Below are 17,929 nucleotides of genomic sequence, written 5' to 3' on the forward strand. Positions count from 1 at the left end.
AGTGGAAGAGCCGGACGGCGCCTCGCACGCGGTTCTTTTCAGGTGGACCAGCTGGGGAGCCCCCAAGGTCGACCTCCCGCGACCACAGGTGTGCGAGACCTGCGGCGGGACCGCCTCCCGCCCCGCACTGGCTGACGCCTCGCGAGCGCGCCCCTCGGCGGGCGGGAATACGAACGATATAGCCGAGCTTGTCCGCCCTGTCAAGAACAAAGTAAGAACATAACACTCGCCTCGCACCCGGAGCCCTCCTCCTGAGGAGCGAAGCGTCTCGAAGGATCGTCCAGTGCTCTCCAGCTCCTCCTTCGCGACGCCACGGCGGGGCGCCTCAGGATGAGGCCGGAGGAATGTAAGGAAGGCGTGCGCGGCCGCAACAAGTGCGGCCATGACGTCATCGGATCAGTGGGGGAAGAAGCTTTCTCTCATGGCCTGCTTCTCAGATCATGCGCTCTTCTTCCTCTCCGCCTTACGCTGCTTCTCCGGCTTCAGCTGGAAGAGCAGCAGGGAATGGGCGGTCACGGTGTATTCCTTGCCGAACCGGAATTCGGTCGGAGCTTCCAGATCGGGCTGGTTGGTGTCGATGTGGCACATCCAGGCTTCGCCGCCCACCACTTCGGGCAATGTGCATTTCACCACGTCGTGATGCGCGTTGAGGATCAGCAGCAGGGTCACGTCCGTGCCGCGTCGGCGGATACCGGTCGGCTGGGCGCGGCCGTCGAGCAGGATGCTGATGCAGCGGGCGTTCGGATCCTGCCAATGCTCCGGCGTCATCTCGTCCCCGGCGGGCGTGAGCCAGGTCACGTCCTTGACGTCGAGCTCCTCGTTGTAAACGCCCGACAGGAACCGGCCCCGGCGCAGGATCGGCAGGTCCTGGCGCAGCTGGATGAGCTTGCGGGTGAATTCGAGAAGCTCGATGCCGTCGTCGTCGATCCCCTCCCAGTCGATCCAGGAAATCTCGTTATCCTGACAATAGGCGTTGTTGTTGCCCCGCTGGGTGCGGGCGAATTCGTCGCCCGCGAGCAGCATCGGCGTTCCCTGCGAGAAGAGCAGGGTGGCGAGCATATTGCGCATCTGGCGCAGCCGGAGCGAGCGGATCTCCGGATCGTCCGTCGGCCCCTCGACACCGTAATTGAACGACAGGTTGTGATCGTGCCCGTCCTTGTTGTCCTCGCCGTTGGCCTCGTTGTGCTTGTCGTTGTAGGAGACGAGATCGTTCAGCGTGAAGCCGTCATGGGCGGTGATGAAATTGACCGACGCCCACGGCCGGCGCCCGCGCTTGTTGAAGATGTCTGCCGATGCGGTGATACGCGAGGCGAGTTCCGGAAGCTTCCCGTCCTCGCCTTTCCAGTAGGCGCGCACCGTGTCGCGATAGCGGTCGTTCCATTCCGCCCATCCGGGCGAGAAACGCCCGACCTGATAACCGCCAGGTCCGCAATCCCACGGTTCGGCGATGAGCTTGACCTGGCTGAGAGCCGGATCCTGCCGACAGGTGTCGAGGAAGCGGCCGTCCTCCTCGAAGCCGTGCGGCTCCCGGCCCAGGATCGTCGCGAGATCGAAGCGGAAGCCGTCGATCTGCACCTCCTGCGCCCAGTAGCGCAGCGAGTCGGTGACCATCTGCAGCACGCGCGAATGACTGAGATTGACCGTGTTTCCGGTGCCGGTGTCGTTGATGTAGTAGCGCTTGTCGGGCGCGAGCCGGTAATAGGATGCGTTGTCGATGCCCTTGAAGGACAGGGTCGGTCCGAGCTCGTTGCCCTCGGCCGTGTGGTTGTAGACCACGTCGAGGATGACCTCGATCCCGGCATCGTGGAGATGGCTCACCATCTCCTTCACCTCGTTCACGAAGGGCGTCGCGAGATAGCGCGGCTGCGGCGCGAAGAAGCCGATGGAGTTGTAGCCCCAGTAGTTCCGCAATCCCTTGTCGATGAGATAGCTGTCGTCCACGAAGGCATGGATGGGAAGCAGCTCGACGGCGGTGACGCCGAGGTTGCGGATGTACTCGATCACCTCATGCTGCATGAGGCCGGAGAAGGTCCCCCGCAGCTCGCGCGGGACGGCCGGGTGCTGCATGGTGAAGCCGCGCAGATGCGTCTCGTAGACGATCGTGCGCTCCCACGGAATCTGCGGACGGCGCACGCGCCCCCAGGTGAAGGCCGATTCCACGACGCGGCATTTGGGCATGAACCGCGCGCTGTCCCGCTTGTCGAAGGACAGGTCGGCATCCGGCGAGCCGATGGTGTAGCCGAACAGGGCCGGGTCCCAGGTCAGGTCGCCGATGAGCTGGCGGGCGTAGGGGTCGAGCAGGAGCTTGTTCGGGTTGAAACGGTGGCCTTCCTTGGGATCGTACGGACCGTGGACGCGATAGCCGTAGGTCGTGCCGGGCCGCGCATCCGGCAGGTAGCCGTGCCAGACCTCGTCGGTGTATTCGGGCAGTTCCACCCGCTCCAGCTCCGTGACCCCGTCGAGATCGAACAGGCACAGCTCGACCTTGGTGGCGTTGGCGGAGAAGATGGCGAAATTGACCCCCAGGCCATCCCAGGTCGCTCCGAGGGGATAGGGCAGTCCTTCACGCACACGGGACGTGCGCCTCACGTTCGGGGCGACGATCTGAGCTGCGGAGAGCTCACGGGTATCGACTTTGTCGTTCATCGAGGGTCTCGGAAAACAAGCGGAGCAAAAACGTTCATGCCATCAACGCGCGAGCCTGCACGAGGTCCCGCGCAAGCTGAACTATATCTTTGCCTCGGATCCCTCGTGGTCGAGGACGAGAATGACCGTCGCAAGCGGCGGAATCGTGAGGCTCAGGGAGCATGGACGGCCATGGCTCGGAACGGCCTCGGCCGTCACGCCGCCGAGGTTGCCCACGTTGCCGCCACCGTACCGACCGGCATCCGTATTGATGGCCTCGCGGTAGAAGCCCGGAACCGGAACGCCGATGCGATAGGCTTCCCGCACGACCGGCGTGAAGTTCGACACCACGACGGCGATCGAACCCTCGTCGTCGCCGCGCCGCATCCAGGCGATGACGCTGTTGTCGCGGTCGTCGGAGACCAGCCACTCGAAGCCCTTCGCCTCGCAATCGCGCTCGTGCAGGGCGGGAATGGAGCGATAGGCGTGGTTGAGGTCCCTGATCAGCGACTGCACACCCTTGTGGGCGGAGCTGTCGAGGAGATGCCAGTCGAGGCTCACGTCGTGGTTCCATTCCCGCTCCTGCGCGATCTCTCCGCCCATGAACAGGAGCTTCTTGCCGGGATGGCCCCACATGAAGCCGAAATAGGCACGCAGGTTGGCGAAGCGCTGCCACTGATCGCCGGGCATCTTGCCGAGGAGCGATCCCTTGCCGTGAACGACCTCGTCATGGCTCAGGGGCAGAATGAAATTCTCGGAAAAGGCGTAGAGCAGCCCGAAGGTGAGATCGTGATGATGGTATTGGCGGAAGACGGGATCCTTGCTGATGTAGCGCAAGGTGTCGTGCATCCAGCCCATGTTCCATTTGAACCCGAAGCCGAGACCTCCCGTGTAGGTCGGCTGGGACACGCCCGGCCATGCGGTCGATTCCTCCGCGATGGTGATCGCGCCCGGCGAGGTGGCATAGGCGACCTCGTTCATCTTGCGGATGAAGTCGATGGCGCCGAGATTCTCGTTGCCGCCGTAGCGGTTGGGAATCCACTCTCCGGCCTTGCGCGAATAATCGAGGTAGAGCATCGAGGCGACCGCGTCGACGCGCAATCCGTCGAGGTGATACCGCTCCAGCCAGAAGCGGGCATTCGCCACGAGGAAGCTCATCACCTCCCGGCGCTCGAAATTATAGATGTAGGTGCCCCAATCCTGATGGAATCCCAGGCGAGGATCGGCATGCTCGTAGAGATGCGTGCCGTCGAAATAGGACAGCCCGTGCGGGTCGTTCGGGAAATGCGCCGGGACCCAATCGAGGATGATGCCGATGCCGGCCGCGTGCGCCGCCTCGACGAAAGCGGCGAAATCCTCCGGCGTTCCGAAGCGGCTCGTCGGCGCATAAAGCGAGATCGGCTGATAGCCCCATGAGCCGTCGAACGGATATTCCGTGATCGGCAGTAGCTCGATATGCGTGAAGCCGAGATCCTTCACATAAGGAATAAGGCGCACGGCTAATTCGCGATAAGTCAGATAGCGGTTGCCCTCCTCGGGGACGCGCGCCCATGAGCCGAGATGGCACTCGTAGATCGACATCGGCGCCTTGCGGTGGTTCTGCGCCGACCGGGAGGTCATCCACTCCGCATCCTGCCAGTCGAAGCCCGGAGCACTTTTGAGGATGGAGGCCGTTTCCGGCGGATGCTCAGCCGCGAAGGCGATGGGATCGGCCTTCAGGGCGAGCAGATTGCCGTGCAGGCCGATGATCTCGAACTTGTAGCGCTGCTCCGGCGTCACGTCCGGAATGAACAGCTCCCAGATCCCGCCTTCATGGCGGCGGCGCATCAGGTGGCGACGCCCGTCCCAGGAGTTGAAGTCGCCGACCACGCTCACCCGACGCGCATTGGGCGCCCAGACCGTGAACAGGAACCCTTGAATGCCTCCGAGATCCAGAAAATGCGCCCCGAGCTTCGTGTAGACCGCATCGCTCGTCGGATCGCCGATCCGCACCAGATCGTCGTCGGACAGGAAGGTGCCGAAGCTGTAGGGGTCGTGCCGGATTTCCGTGCTGCCGTGCCGCTCGATCCGCAGCCTGTAATCGGGCCGCTCGGCGGCGCTGAACGAGGCGACGAGAAGCCCGTCCGGAGGCATCCGCTCCATCGGGGCGAGGACCGTCTGCCCATCGCGGTCGAGAACCGTCACGGCGTCGACATCCGGCACGATGGCGCGGATCTCCCATCGGCCGGGCGAGACCTCGTGAGGCCCGAGCACGGAGAAGGGATCGCCCGAATTGACGATGTCGGCAACCGATGGCGGTTCGGCCGGGCGCGGCGATGCGCTCTGCGATCCACGACGGTGCTGATCCATTCGGCTATCCCCCTTCATCCGCTGTTCCATAGGCGCTCCTGGACCGGCCTGCCCGGCCGATCCCTCGAGAGATTCCATTATGGAGCAGGTGCTGCCTTGGACCAGAAGCGGCACGGCTCCTAAAGGGTCCTGCGCGAATCTTTGTTAATGCGGGATGCCGTCGCCTCCATGGCGCTTGAGAACGGCAAAGGGCAAAGTGCCCATGAGCGACGCGATCCTCTCCTGATCCGAGCCGATGAGAATATCCTCTCCCGTGAGCACGTCCTGCCAGCGCCCATGAGGCAGGGAGATGGTCGTGTCTCTCCAGGCTGCCTGAAGGGGGGTATGGCCTTCGCTGTCCGTCAAACCGTTCCAGAGGCGCGGCACGACGACGGCAAGAGCCTCCTCGCCGTGTTGCCTGAGATAGCCTAGCAGATGAGCCGAAAGCGCGCCCTCGATCGGCAGAGGCCGATAATCGCCCTCCGCATAAAGATCCGGGGATGCCGCGCGGTCGTGAAGCAGCCGCATGAGGATATGCTGCTTGATCCGGCCGTCTGACCAGTCTTTCACCAGGGCCGCAACCGGCTCGTTCGTGTCGAGCGCCGTGATCCGGGCGCTGTAATCCACCGGCCGCCGGTTGTCCGGATCGACAAGGGAGAAGTCCCAGAACTCGGTGCCCTGGTAGATGTCGGGGACACCCGGAAGAGTCATCTTCAGGACGGTCCGCGAGAGCCCGTTCAACATGCCGAGGCGCGAGAGGCGCCGGGCCAAAGGCTGCAGGCGATCGAGGATGCGGTTCTTCGGATCGAGCACCGCATGCAGGAGCCTGCCGGCGGCTTGCTCATAAGCCTCGTTGGGGGCGACCCAGCTCGTATGCCGCTTGGCTTCCCTGAGAGCCTTGATGAGATATCCGTCCATCCGCTCCTGGAACGCAGGGAGCAGCGTGGCGTCGTCGCCTTCCAGAAGCTCCATCGGCCATGCGCCGAGGAGCGCCTGAAGCAGGATCGCCTGGTCGTTGGCATCCGGCGACGGCGCGCCGTCGACATCGGACAGGTGAGGAGTAACGACGTCCCGCCAAAGATCCAGCGCTTGTGCCCATTCTTCCGGCATCTCCGAGAGCGCGAGAAGGCGCGCTCGCGCATCCTCGCCGCGCTTTGTGTCATGCGTCGCGGTGGCGATCATCGCGTGTGGCCAGGTGCGGGCCCGATCCGCATTCGCCTGGTGGAATGCCTGCGAAGAAAGCCCGAAATGGCCCGGATCGCCGCCGACCTCGTTGAGCGCGATCAGGCGGCCATAGCGATAGAACAGGGTGTCCTCCAGGCTCTTGGCCATGACCGGGCCCGTCAGCTGCTGGAAGCGCCGCCGGAAGCGGCGGATATCTGCCGAATCGGCCTTGGCCTTGCCGAGGAGCGCCGCGGCGATGAAATCGTGCACGCTGCGGTCGGGCAGGGTGCTCTCTTGCTGCGCCTTGTGGATCGTGTCCCCGATCAAACGCACATCCTCCGGCGCCGGCTCACCCTCGCCGAGATAACTGCGATAGACCGGGAAGGCCGCAATGATCTCGACAAGGGCCTGGCGTAACGAGAAAGCCGTGTAATCCCGCGTGCGCCGGTCGGCATCCGCGACGGCCTTGATGTCGGAGACCAGAACCTCCAGCTCGCTGGCGAAATTCTTCTCCGTGATCTCGACCTTGGCCTCTCTCAGAAGATCCTCATAGGAACCCTGAAGGCCCGAAGCGTCCCGGTAGATGCGCTCGAAGGTCTCGCCCGCCTCATCGTTCACGAGAACGCCGTCGATCACGTTGAGCACGTCATAGCCCGACGTTCCCGCAACCGGCCACGGACGCAGCTCCTCGCCGGGCTCCAGGATCTTCTCGACCGCGACGAAGAAGCCCGGCCCCACCTTCCGCTGAAGGGCGCGGGTATATCCCTCAGGATCGGCGAGCCCGTCGATATGGTCGATCCGCAGGCCGTGGACGTGGCCCTCCTCGACCAGACGGACGATGAGTTCGTGCGTCTTCTCGAAGATCTCGGGGATCTCGACCCGGATGCCCGCCAGGGTGTTGATGTCGAAGAAGCGGCGGTAGTTGATGTCGCTCGATGCGACGCGCCAGTACGAGAGGCGGTAGGCCTGGTCCTCCAGGAGGCGGTGCAAGGTGTTGAAGCTCTCCGGCTGACCGGGAGTGCCGTTGACGATTGCAACCGCGCTGTCGATGGCCTTCCTCATGGCTGGCGAAGCCGCGGCGGCTTGGGCGAGCTCGCGCTTCATGGCCTCGGCTTTTTCCGGCGAGGATCCGGTTTCCTCCAGCGCCTTCAGCCGTTCGGTCAAGCCGCGCAATTCACCGGCCTTCGTGGGATCTGCAAGGGCGGCAAGCGCGAGATCGAGCACGACCGGATAGGTCGTCGGGCGGAGCGGGAACCGGTGCTCCCAGTGCCAGACGCTGAGGGAGCCCTCCGTGGGATCGAATTTCAGCTGGAGTTCGCCCTTCTCCAACACCTCTCCGTAGAGACCGCCAAGCGATGGAACGATCAGCTTGCCGCCGGTGCCGGTCCGCTTCCAGTCGATGTCGAAGGCATCGGCGACGGGCGAGAGCCGGCCCCATTCCAGCACCGACAGCCACCAGCCGTTATCCTTCCCCCCCACGCCCATATGGTTCGGAACGATGTCGAGGAGGAGCTTGAGGCCATGCTCCTTCAGCGCGTCCGAGAGGCGGCGGAATCCGTCCTCTCCGCCGAGTTCCGGATTGATCGTGGAATGGTCGACGATGTCATAGCCGTGGGTCGATCCGGGTGCTGCCGTCTGGATCGGCGAGGAATAGACATGGCTGATGCCGAGCTTCGCCAGATACGGCACGATCTTGACCGCGTCGTCGAAGGTGAAGTCCTTGTGGAACTGCAGGCGGTAGGTGGCCCGGGGCGGAGGAGAGGCGAGGGCGTTGCGGCGGGCGCGGACGTCTCGTCCTTCCTCCGCCAGGGCGACGGCGAGCCTGGGCATCAGGCTGCCCGGCGAGGCGATGGCCTCGATGGTGCTCGACAGGCGTCGGCGCCAGTTGGGATGACCCGCATCCATGCCCGGCATGTTGGGCTGGTTCAGCTCGCCCGAGGCGTCTTCGATCTGCAGGGCCGTGAGCACGGATGACGTACGTCCGAGATAGCGCACCGTTTCCTCGAGCGGCGGCTTCTCCGGCGGATGCGACGGCGGAAGGAGGCCCTGCTCGGCCAGGGCTTCCGTCAGGTGCTCCTTGTCGGCGGCCCTGGCGACGCGCTCGTCGGCAGCTTTTGCGGGATCGAAGATGCCGAGCGTCTGGCGCAGGTCGATGTCGAGGCCGCGCCACCAGCCGGTGAAGGTCGGCAGGTCGTGGGTGCTGATGACAGCCATGGCCGAGCGGGGATAGTCCTCCGGCCGCTTGAACGCGGATCCGTCCCGCTCGAAGGGCAGCACCCGGTAGCTGAGGACGCCGGATTTCATGATCGCGTCGGAGAAGCCCTCCGGGGCCGTGCCGAGATCCTCGGCGATCACGAGACATTGTGCGCGGTGGCTCTCCACGCGCAGCACCGCGAGCATCGCGTCGAACGGATAATCCACATAGGCGCCTTGCGACGCGGGAGCGCCGGACGGGATGAGGAAAAGGCGTTGGAGCTGGAACGCATGGTCGATCCGGATCGCCCCGGCATGGCGCATATTGGCCGCGACGAGGTCCCGGAACGCCGCTAGTCCCTGCTCATCGAGGGTGAGCGGGTTGAAGGGCGGCAGGCCCCAATCCTGTCCCTGGGGCCCGAGCGGATCAGGAGGCGCTCCGATGGAAAGCCGCGGGGCATAGCGCTCCGGCGTCGCCCAGATCTCGGAGCCGCCGCCATCGGCCCCGACGGCGAGGTCCCGGTAGAGGCCGATGGGAAGCCCTGCGACGCGCGCCCGTTCCGCCGCCTGCGCGAGCTGCGTATCGGCAAGCCATTGCAGCCAGACATGGAAGGTCACGCGTTCCGCGTGGTCCATGCGGAACCGCCTGACGGCGACCGAATGGACCGAACAATACTCCTCGGGCCAATCGCCGCTCCAGAACCGGCCCTGCTCCCGGAAATGCTCGGCAAGGGCCTCGAAAGCGGCGTGGGCCTCCAGGGCTTCACCGCCGGCCCGCCGGAATGCCTCGAAGATCCTATGGTCGGCCGATTGCCGGAAATGAATCCAGAGTGCATCGAGAAGCGGGCGCTTGAGAGCCCAGACCTCGGCATAATCGATGAGCTGGGCGTTCCGGAGCCGGGCGAGGCGCGCCTGTGCGTCCGCTTCATCGAGAAGCCTTTGGGCGCCGCTCTCGGCAAACCCCGCGACCGCCGTCGGGTCGATATAGATCGACTCGAGGAACAGCCGCGAGGAGGGCGAGTAGGGAGAGATCTTCGAACGATCCGAGGCGAAGAGGGCATGGACCGGGCTGAGGCCCAGGAAGGCTCCGCCGAGCCGGGCGACGCTCTCGGCCGCCAGCGCCACGTCGGAATAGTCGCCGATGCCGAAGTCGCGCTCCGACCGCAGGGAATAGATCTGTGCGACAGCGCCCCAGAGCCTTGCCTCGTTTTGGAACGCGTCCGGCTCCCAGCACCGGGGCGGGGCGGCGATGATGGTCGTCTCCCGGTCTCCAATACGGAGACGGTGATACCCGGTTGGCAGGACGGGAAGGTCCAGTCTGCTCTCGTTTCTGCCGAGGCGTCCCTCATGGACCGCGCCGTTCTCTTCGATCAGGATCCACGCATGCGGGCCGGGAGCCGCGCGAAATTCGATCGTCGAGGGCTTGTCCGCATCGACCGTCACGACGGCTGGGACCAGACCGTTCTTCAGGCGCTCCAGCCGGTCGAGGCTCTCGCGGGCGCCGGCCTCGGACGAGATATCGAGCCCAAGGGCGGTCAGCAGCGCCTGCCGGGTTGCCGGGCTGGTCTCGACGCTGTTCCCGAATGCATCGGTGTAGTCAGACGAAATACCGACAAGGGCGGCCATGCGCTCCAACAGAGCGTCCAGCTTGCTCATGCCGATTGTCCTTTCAAGATGATGCCCGACCAGGGCGTGAGTTGGAGATGTGTTCTGCTCACGTCGATGCCGGGGCTCGCCCAGAGCGCGCGGACACTGTCCTCGACGGGGATGGTCATGGGAGCGCTGCCGAAATTCGCAAAAAGGCGCAGCGTGTTCTCGGCGAAACGCCAGGTCACGTCGAGCGTGTTCTCCGGCGAAACCTTATAGTGGGAGCCGCGATAATCGCGCTTGAGCAGCGGGACGATCTCCGTTCGCCTGATATCGAGGAGATGACGGGTCCGTGACAGAACCTCGCGATGCGGGGAACGCTCCGCTTCCGACCAGTCGATCCGGGAATTGTCGAAAGTTGATCGATCCGTCGGGTCGGGGATCCTTTGCGACATTTCCGGATCCGTGAAGGCCTTGAAGCGCTTGAACTCGCCGCGTCGCCCGTCGCGGACTGCCTTGGCGAGATCCGGCTCGCTCTCGAAATCGACGAAGAACTGGAACGGACTCGACGCCGCCCATTCCTCGCCCATGAACAGCAGCGGGATCTGCGGCGAGAGCAGGAAGATGGCTTGTGCGAGTTCGAGGCGCTCCGACGGAATCAGATGGGCTAGCCGCTCGCCGAAGGCGCGGTTGCCGATCTGGTCGTGGTTCTGGAGGAAGGCCACGAAGGCGCTCGGCGGCAGATGCCCCGATGGCTCGCCGCGCATGAACCCGCCCTTGTGCGGTGACGGATCGCCCTGATAGGCGAAGCCTTCCGCCAGGGAGCGGCCGAGGTGCTGGAGCGGCTTGTTCGCGTAATCCTCGTAATAGCCCTCGTTCTCCCCGGTCAGGAGCGCGTGCCAGGCATTGTGAATGTCGTCCGCCCATTGCGCCGTGTGAAGCTTCGGCCGTCGTGCCTCGTCGCGATTGAGCCAGCGCGCCTGGTTGGCCTCGTTCTCAAGCACCAGGTGAACGTGGCGGTCGGGGATCGCCTGCCTGATGCGGTCCGCCAGCTCCCCGACAAAATGTGTTTCTCCATCGTCGACGATGGCATGGACCGCGTCGAAGCGCAGACCGTCGAAATGGAACTCCTCCAGCCAGTAGAGCGCATTATGGAAGAAGAAATCGCGCACGGTGCGACTGCCTTCGTCATCCACATTGATCCCCGCGCCCCAGGGCGTTGGGTGTCGTTCGGTGAAGAAGGTCTTGGCGTAGGCGTGGAGATAGTTTCCGGACGGCCCGAAATGATTGTAGACCACATCGAGGAACATCATGAGCCCAAGCTCGTGCGCGCGCTCCACGAGGCGCTTGAGATCCTCCGGGCTTCCATAGGCCGCGTCCGGCGCATAGGGCAGCACACCGTCATAGCCCCAGTTGCGGCGCCCTGGGAAGTCGCCGATCGGCATGAGTTCGATCGCCGTGACGCCGAGGTCTCTCAATTGTTCAAGCTTGCCCATCAGCCCCGCATAGGTGCCCTCCGGCGTCGCCGTTCCCACATGGATCTCGTAGAGGACAGTCTCCTCCCAGGGACGGCCCGTCCAGGAGGTGTCCGACCAATCGTAGGATTGCGGATCGATCACGAGGCTGCGCCCGTGGACATCGTCGGGTTGGAAGCGGGATGCCGGATCGGGCACGACGAGGTTGCCGTCGATCCTGTAGCCGTAGCGACTTCCGACCCGCGCTTGTCTGGAGACATGGCGATGCCATCCGTCGGCGTCGGCCTTCAGCGGATGTTCCGTGTCGTCGAGTAAAAGGCTCACCTCGCGTGCTGTCGGCGCCCACAAGGCAAAGCGAATGCCATCGGAGGTTATCTCTGCCCCAAAGGGCATGGAGTGAACGCGCCGCATCGGATCCCCGTAAACTCTTTATGGAAAGCACTTGCGAACGAGCATCTTAAGGCAATGTTCCAGGCGATATCAAAAAAACAGCCAAGCTCGGATTTCATGCAACGCTTCCGTCCGTTCAAGCTCGGCTGTTCTCGCGGTTCGGGGTACCCGAAAATTTTCCGAAATTTCTGCGGAACCCAATCCGGGGTCAGTGAGTTTATCAGCGCGACTGCCTATGGCGCGGGGGTCGCTGGGGATTGCGCCGCTGAGCGAACATGCTGGAATCATTTCAACTGGAAGCCGATGCGGCTTTCCCGACAACGGCGCATGCCGAATTGCAGGACAGCGTCCAGCCGTCCGTTTCCGTTAAACGACGCCAATCCATCCTCTTCGTCACGTCCGAGATCGCCGATTACATCAAGGCCGGGGGGCTCGGCGAGGTTTCCGCAGCGCTTCCGCGCGCTCTTCGGCGCCAATACGACGTGCGCATTCTCATTCCGGGCTATCGTCAGGTTCTGTCGCAGATCGGTCCGGTGGAAGAAATCGCCCGTCTGCCGGCTTCCTTCGGGATTCCCGCCTGCGGCCTGGGGCGCGGCACGACGCAGGACGGCCTGACGGTCTATGTCCTGCTCTGTCCCGAACTCTATGACCGCGACGGCTCGCCTTATGTCGATGGCTTCGGCATGGACTGGAGCGACAACGACATCCGTTTCGCGCGCCTCGGCCTTGCGGCGGCCGACATCGCCTGCGGCAGCGGCGATCCTCTATGGCGCGCCGATCTCATGCATCTCAACGACTGGCCGTCGGGTCTCGCATCGGCTTACCTGGCTTGGCGCGGACAGCACATCCCGACCATCCTGACAATTCACAACCTGGCCTACCAGGGCAACTTCGACAGAAGCCGGCTGTCGTATCTCGGCATTCCCGACGCGGCGTTTCAGATCAACGGCGTCGAGTTCTACGGAAAAGTCTCCTTCCTGAAGGCGGGCATTTACTACTCTTCCCATATCACGACGGTGAGCTCCACCTATGCCCAGGAGATCACGCGGCCGGAATTCGGATGCGGTCTCGACGGCCTGCTGCGGACCTGTGCCGAGCAGGGACGGCTGGACGGCATCATCAACGGCATCGACGAGAGCTGGGATCCGAGCCGGGATCCCTATCTCGTGAGCCCGTTCTCGGCGGAGAACTGGCGCGGCAAACGCATCAATGCCGACAACGTGCGCGAGAATTTCGGGCTCGCCCTGTCGAATGGGCCGCTCTTCGCTGTCGTGTCCCGCCTCGTTCACCAGAAAGGCGTCGATCTCGCCATCTCGGCGGCGGAAACCATCGTCTCGCAGGGCGGGCAGATCGCCGTCATCGGCCAGGGCGAACCGCGTTTCGAATCCGACCTGCAGGCCCTCGCAAACCGTCATCCCGGTTCCGTCGGCGTGAAGATCGGTTACGACGAGGGCGATGCGCGGCGCATGTATGCCGGCAGCGATTTCCTGCTCATGCCGTCCCGCTTCGAGCCCTGCGGCCTGAGCCAGATGTATGCGCAGCGTTTCGGCTCCCTGCCGATTGCGCATCGAACCGGCGGACTTGCGGATACCATCGAAGACGGCATCAACGGATTCCTGTTCGGGGAACCTTCGCTCAACCGCTTCATGGATGCCATCAAGAGAGGCCTGGAAACCTTCCGGTCGGGATCTCGCCTCACAGCCATGCGAAGGGCTGCGATGAGCCGACCGCACGGTTGGGACCGATCCGCGTCGCGCTATCAGGAAGTCTACGAGCGTGCCTGCCGGACGGCGCTTGCGTAACTCCTTCCCACACCGGGACACGGACACGATGGGCTGACCTATGTTCAGCCCATTTTTCGTTCATCCTGATCGACGAATAAATGGCGCCGACATGATGTTGCAGCCTTATTCTTAAGCCTCTGCCGTTTTTTCGGGCATGTGCCGTATGACCGGATTCCCGTCGTCGGCTGTAGAGAAATGCTTCGGACCTGAAGCATAAGGCGTTCTTCGAACTGGCATGGTTCTTGCGTAATCACCCGGCGTTGCACCTGAAACAGGGCGGCCGAGGGAGAGGACCTATGTCGATGTTGAAGATGACCCGTAGACACCTGATGGCGCTGGCCTCCGCCGCGCTGGTCTCCGGCGCTGTCATGGGAACGGCGCAGGCGCAGGAGACCATCAAGGTCGGCGTTCTGCATTCCCTGTCCGGCACGATGGCGATCAGCGAGACGACGCTGAAGGACGTCATGCTGATGCTCATCGAGGAGCAGAACAGGAAGGGCGGCCTGCTCGGCAAAAAGCTCGAGGCCGTGGTCGTCGATCCTGCTTCCAACTGGCCTCTCTTCGCCGAGAAAGCACGCGAGCTGATCAGCCAGAACAAGGTTGCGGCCGTGTTCGGATGCTGGACCTCCGTATCCCGCAAATCCGTTCTCCCGGTGTTCAAGGAACTCAACAGCATCCTCTTCTATCCCGTGCAATACGAGGGCGAGGAAAGCGAGCGGAACGTGTTCTACACGGGCGCCGCGCCGAACCAGCAGGCCATTCCGGCCGTCGATTATCTCGCCAAGGAAGAGAAGGTCGAGCGCTGGGTGCTTGCCGGCACCGACTACGTCTATCCGCGCACGACCAACAAGATCCTCGAAGCCTACCTGAAGTCCAAGGGCGTGAAGTCCGAGGACATCATGATCAACTATACGCCGTTCGGTCATTCCGATTGGCAGACCATCGTGGCCGATATCAAGAAGTTCGGATCGGCCGGCAAGAAGACCGCCGTCGTCTCCACCATCAACGGCGACGCCAACGTGCCGTTCTACAAGGAACTCGCCAACCAGGGCGTGAAGGCGACGGACATTCCGGTCGTGGCCTTCTCCGTCGGCGAGGAGGAACTTGCCGGGATCGACACGAAGCCTCTCGTCGGACACCTCGCCGCGTGGAACTATTTCCAGTCCGTCGACACGCCCGACAACAAGGCCTTCATCGAAAAATGGAAGGCCTTCACCAAGAACGACAAGCGCGTCACCAACGACCCCATGGAGGCTCACGTGATCGGCTTCAACATGTGGGTGAAGGCGGTCGAGAAGGCAGGGAGCACCGATCCCGACAAGGTCATCGACGCCATCGTGGGCGTCGAGGTTCCGAACCTGACCGGCGGCGTTTCCAAGATGCTCCCGAACCATCACATCACCAAGCCGGTTCTCATCGGCGAGATCAAGGAGGATGGGCAATTCGAAACGGTCTCGCAGACGGACGCGCTCGTCCCGGGCGATGCCTGGTCCAAGTACCTCGAAGGCTCGAAGGACATGATCGCCGACTGGAAGGATCTCAAGTGCGGCAACTACAACACCGTCACGAAGAAGTGCGGCGCCTGATCTAGGCGCGCGACGCAACGAGGGCGGCCCTCCAGCCGTCCTCGCCCGATCCTCCGTTCGAAGTGATTGCATGACCAGCTTGCGCAGCATTCTGCAGACCTTCGTTCTGCTCATCGGAACGATGTCGGCCGCCATGGCCGGGCCCTATGAGGACGCCCTGCCCAAATTCGCGACTGACAGCTATTCCGACACGGAGGTCGCCATCGGGGCCGTTGCGGGCAGTGGCCATGCCCAGGCCATGAGCCTCGTCGAAGCCCTGCGCGACGGGCGGCTGATGGCCGTTGCGGGTCAGGTCTATATCCGCGAGGCTGCAGGCGGGTTCGTCGACGCCGCGACAGGACAGGCGGTCGCGCCTCCCGCCGGTGCCAAGCCGGTGCGGGTCAACAATCGCGTCCGTCGCGCCATTGAGGCTGCGCTCGGCAGCATGACCTTGCTCAGCCCCGACGCAGGGATCCGCATGGATGCAGCCCGTGCCGTCTTTCGCTCACGCGATGCTGCGGCGCTTCCGACGCTCGATCGAGCCATCGCTCAGGAGCGCGACATCGGCGTGCGAGAGGCGCTTGCAAGTGCACGCGCTGCAATTCTCCTCGGCAAACCTGATGCCTCATCGGCCGAAAAGATTTCCGCCATCGAAACCCTGCGAGTTCGGGGCGACCAGGATGTGCTGGCGCTCCTGTCCTCTCTGCCGTCCGGAACGCCCGGGGAGGTCTCCGATGCTGCGAGTAAGGCCGCCGACGGCATTCGCTCGCGGCTGGCGCTCTGGAGCGGCGTGCAGAATGTCTGGTATGGGATCTCCCTCGGTTCCGTGCTGCTGCTGGCCGCCATCGGCCTCGCCATAACCTTCGGCACCATGGGCGTCATCAACATGGCCCATGGCGAGATGGTCATGATCGGCGCCTATACAACCTTCCTGGTGCAGGAGGTGATCCGAAACCACGCTCCCGGTCTCTTCGGAGGATCCTTGTTCATCGCGCTGCCGCTCGCCTTCCTGGTGGCAGGATCGATCGGCATCCTCATCGAGCGGACCATCATCCGCTTCCTGTACGGGCGGCCGCTCGAAACGCTTCTCGCCACATGGGGCCTGTCGCTCATCCTGCAGCAGGGCGTGCGCACGATCTTCGGCCCCACCAACCGTGAGGTCGGCACGCCCGCATGGATGAGCGGAGCGCTGGAGATCGGGGGCTTAAGCCTCACTTACAACCGTATCGCCATCGTGATCTTCGCCTTCGCGGTCTTTTCGGCGCTGCTCCTCGTGCTGCGCTACACGCCGCTCGGCCTCCATGTCCGTGCCGTCACGCAGAATCGACGGATGGCGGGCTCCATGGGCATCCGCACCAACCGCATCGACGCGCTGGCCTTCGGGCTCGGATCCAGCGTCGCCGGGATTGCCGGCGTGGCTCTCTCGCAGATCGACAACGTCAGTCCCAATCTCGGCCAGGGCTATATCATCGACAGCTTCATGGTGGTCGTGTTCGGCGGCGTCGGCAACCTCTGGGGCACGCTGGTCGGCGCCATGACGCTCGGCGTCGCCAACAAGCTGCTCGAACCCTATGCGGGCGCGGTGCTCGGCAAGATCGTGCTGCTCGTCGCGATCATTCTCTTCATCCAGAGGCGTCCGCGCGGTCTGTTCGCGCTCAAAGGCAGGGCGGTGGAAGCATGACAACGCAATCCGTGCTCGATCGCCAGAGCATCATCGTTCTTGTCCTGCTGGGAGCGGCCGCCATTCTGGTGCCGGTCCTGAACATGGCGGTCGCTCAAGGATCGCCGCTTCACCTGTCCGACCATCTCGTGCCGCTCATCGGGAAGTATGTCTGCTTCGCCCTGCTGGCGCTCTCGGTCGACCTGATCTGGGGCTTCTGCGGCATTCTCTCGCTCGGCCACGGGGCCTTCTTCGCCCTCGGCGGCTATGCGATGGGCATGCATCTCATGCGCCAGATCGGTCCGCGCGGAGTTTATGCCGATCCGATCCTGCCGGACTTCATGGTCTTCCTGAACTGGAAGGATCTGCCCTGGTTCTGGCATGGCTTCGACTGGTTCCCGTTCGCGGCCCTCATGGTGCCTGTCGTGCCGGGCCTTCTCGCCTTCGTGTTCGGCTGGTTCGCCTTCCGCTCGCGGGTGACCGGCGTCTACCTTTCCATCATCACGCAGGCCATGACCTTCGCGCTGATGCTCGCCTTCTTTCGCAATGACATGGGCTTCGGCGGCAATAACGGATTGACCGACTTCAAGGACATTCTCGGCTTCCCGGTCCAATCCGCGTCCACGCGCATCGTTCTCTTCGTCCTGTCCGTCGCGGCACTCGCCGGGGGCTATCTGCTGTGCCGCTGGGTCGTGAACTCCAAGTTCGGCAAGGTACTCGTGGCTTTACGCGACGCGGAGAGCCGGACACGCTTTCTCGGTTACCGTGTCGAGCACTACAAGCTCGCGGTCTTCACGCTCTCGGCCATGCTGGCTGGCGTGGCGGGCGCGCTCTACGTGCCGCAGGTCGGCATCATCAACCCGAGCGAGTTCGCGCCGGCCAATTCCATCGAGGTCGTGGTCTGGGTGGCAGTCGGCGGCCGCGGGACCCTGGCTGGTCCCATCCTCGGCGCGCTTCTGGTCAATGCGGGCAAGACCTGGTTCACCGGGGTTCTGCCGGAATTCTGGCTCTTCGCCCTCGGTGGCCTCTTCGTCTTCGTCACGCTCCTGATGCCGCGGGGCATCCTCTGCGCGGTCAAGGATTTCTGGACCAACGTCACCCAAAGAATGCAGTCCCGGCCTGTTCCTGAGACCGCCTCGCAGGCGGCGGAGTAGGCAC

General features: G+C 63.8%; 8 protein-coding genes. 4 read left to right on the forward strand and 4 right to left on the reverse strand.

The features are described from left to right. Positions 1-438: 438 nt before the first annotated feature. From glgX to treZ, 4 genes are all read right to left on the reverse strand, one after another. Entirely contained in the window at positions 439-2,646 is a 2,208-nt protein-coding gene (glgX, locus tag H0S73_RS10035; RefSeq protein ID WP_181052037.1) for a glycogen debranching protein GlgX, read from the reverse strand. An 81-nt stretch (positions 2,647-2,727) separates the two neighbouring features. Then, positions 2,728-4,992, reverse strand: a complete 2,265-nt coding sequence (glgB, locus tag H0S73_RS10040) for a 1,4-alpha-glucan branching protein GlgB (RefSeq protein WP_425488219.1) — start codon at positions 4,990-4,992, stop codon at positions 2,728-2,730. Between the two features lie 126 nt (positions 4,993-5,118). Continuing rightward, positions 5,119-9,966: a malto-oligosyltrehalose synthase gene (locus H0S73_RS10045; protein WP_181052039.1), complete on the reverse strand. Its 4,848-nt coding sequence runs from the start codon at positions 9,964-9,966 to the stop codon at positions 5,119-5,121. Further along, positions 9,963-11,783 (reverse strand): malto-oligosyltrehalose trehalohydrolase, encoded by a 1,821-nt coding sequence (treZ, locus tag H0S73_RS10050; protein ID WP_181052040.1) that lies wholly within the window; start codon positions 11,781-11,783, stop codon positions 9,963-9,965. Before treZ ends, H0S73_RS10045 begins: the two co-directional genes overlap by 4 nt. A gap of 254 nt (positions 11,784-12,037) precedes the next feature. Between treZ and glgA the strand changes: the two genes are divergently transcribed. From glgA to urtC, 4 genes are all read left to right on the forward strand, one after another. Beyond that, entirely contained in the window at positions 12,038-13,564 is a 1,527-nt protein-coding gene (glgA, locus tag H0S73_RS10055; RefSeq protein ID WP_181052041.1) for a glycogen synthase GlgA, read from the forward strand. A 311-nt stretch (positions 13,565-13,875) separates the two neighbouring features. Then, entirely contained in the window at positions 13,876-15,132 is a 1,257-nt protein-coding gene (gene urtA / locus H0S73_RS10060) for an urea ABC transporter substrate-binding protein (RefSeq protein ID WP_202049941.1), read from the forward strand. 70 nt (positions 15,133-15,202) lie between these two features. Beyond that, positions 15,203-16,792: an urea ABC transporter permease subunit UrtB gene (gene urtB, locus H0S73_RS10065; RefSeq protein ID WP_181052042.1), complete on the forward strand. Its 1,590-nt coding sequence runs from the start codon at positions 15,203-15,205 to the stop codon at positions 16,790-16,792. Continuing rightward, complete coding sequence (urtC, locus tag H0S73_RS10070; RefSeq protein WP_181052043.1) at positions 16,789-17,925, forward strand: urea ABC transporter permease subunit UrtC; 1,137 nt, start codon at positions 16,789-16,791, stop codon at positions 17,923-17,925. The genes urtB and urtC overlap by 4 nt, the downstream gene beginning before the upstream one ends. Positions 17,926-17,929 lie beyond the last annotated feature (4 nt).

Source organism: Microvirga mediterraneensis, assembly GCF_013520865.1.
GTDB classification, from domain to species: domain Bacteria; phylum Pseudomonadota; class Alphaproteobacteria; order Rhizobiales; family Beijerinckiaceae; genus Microvirga; species Microvirga mediterraneensis.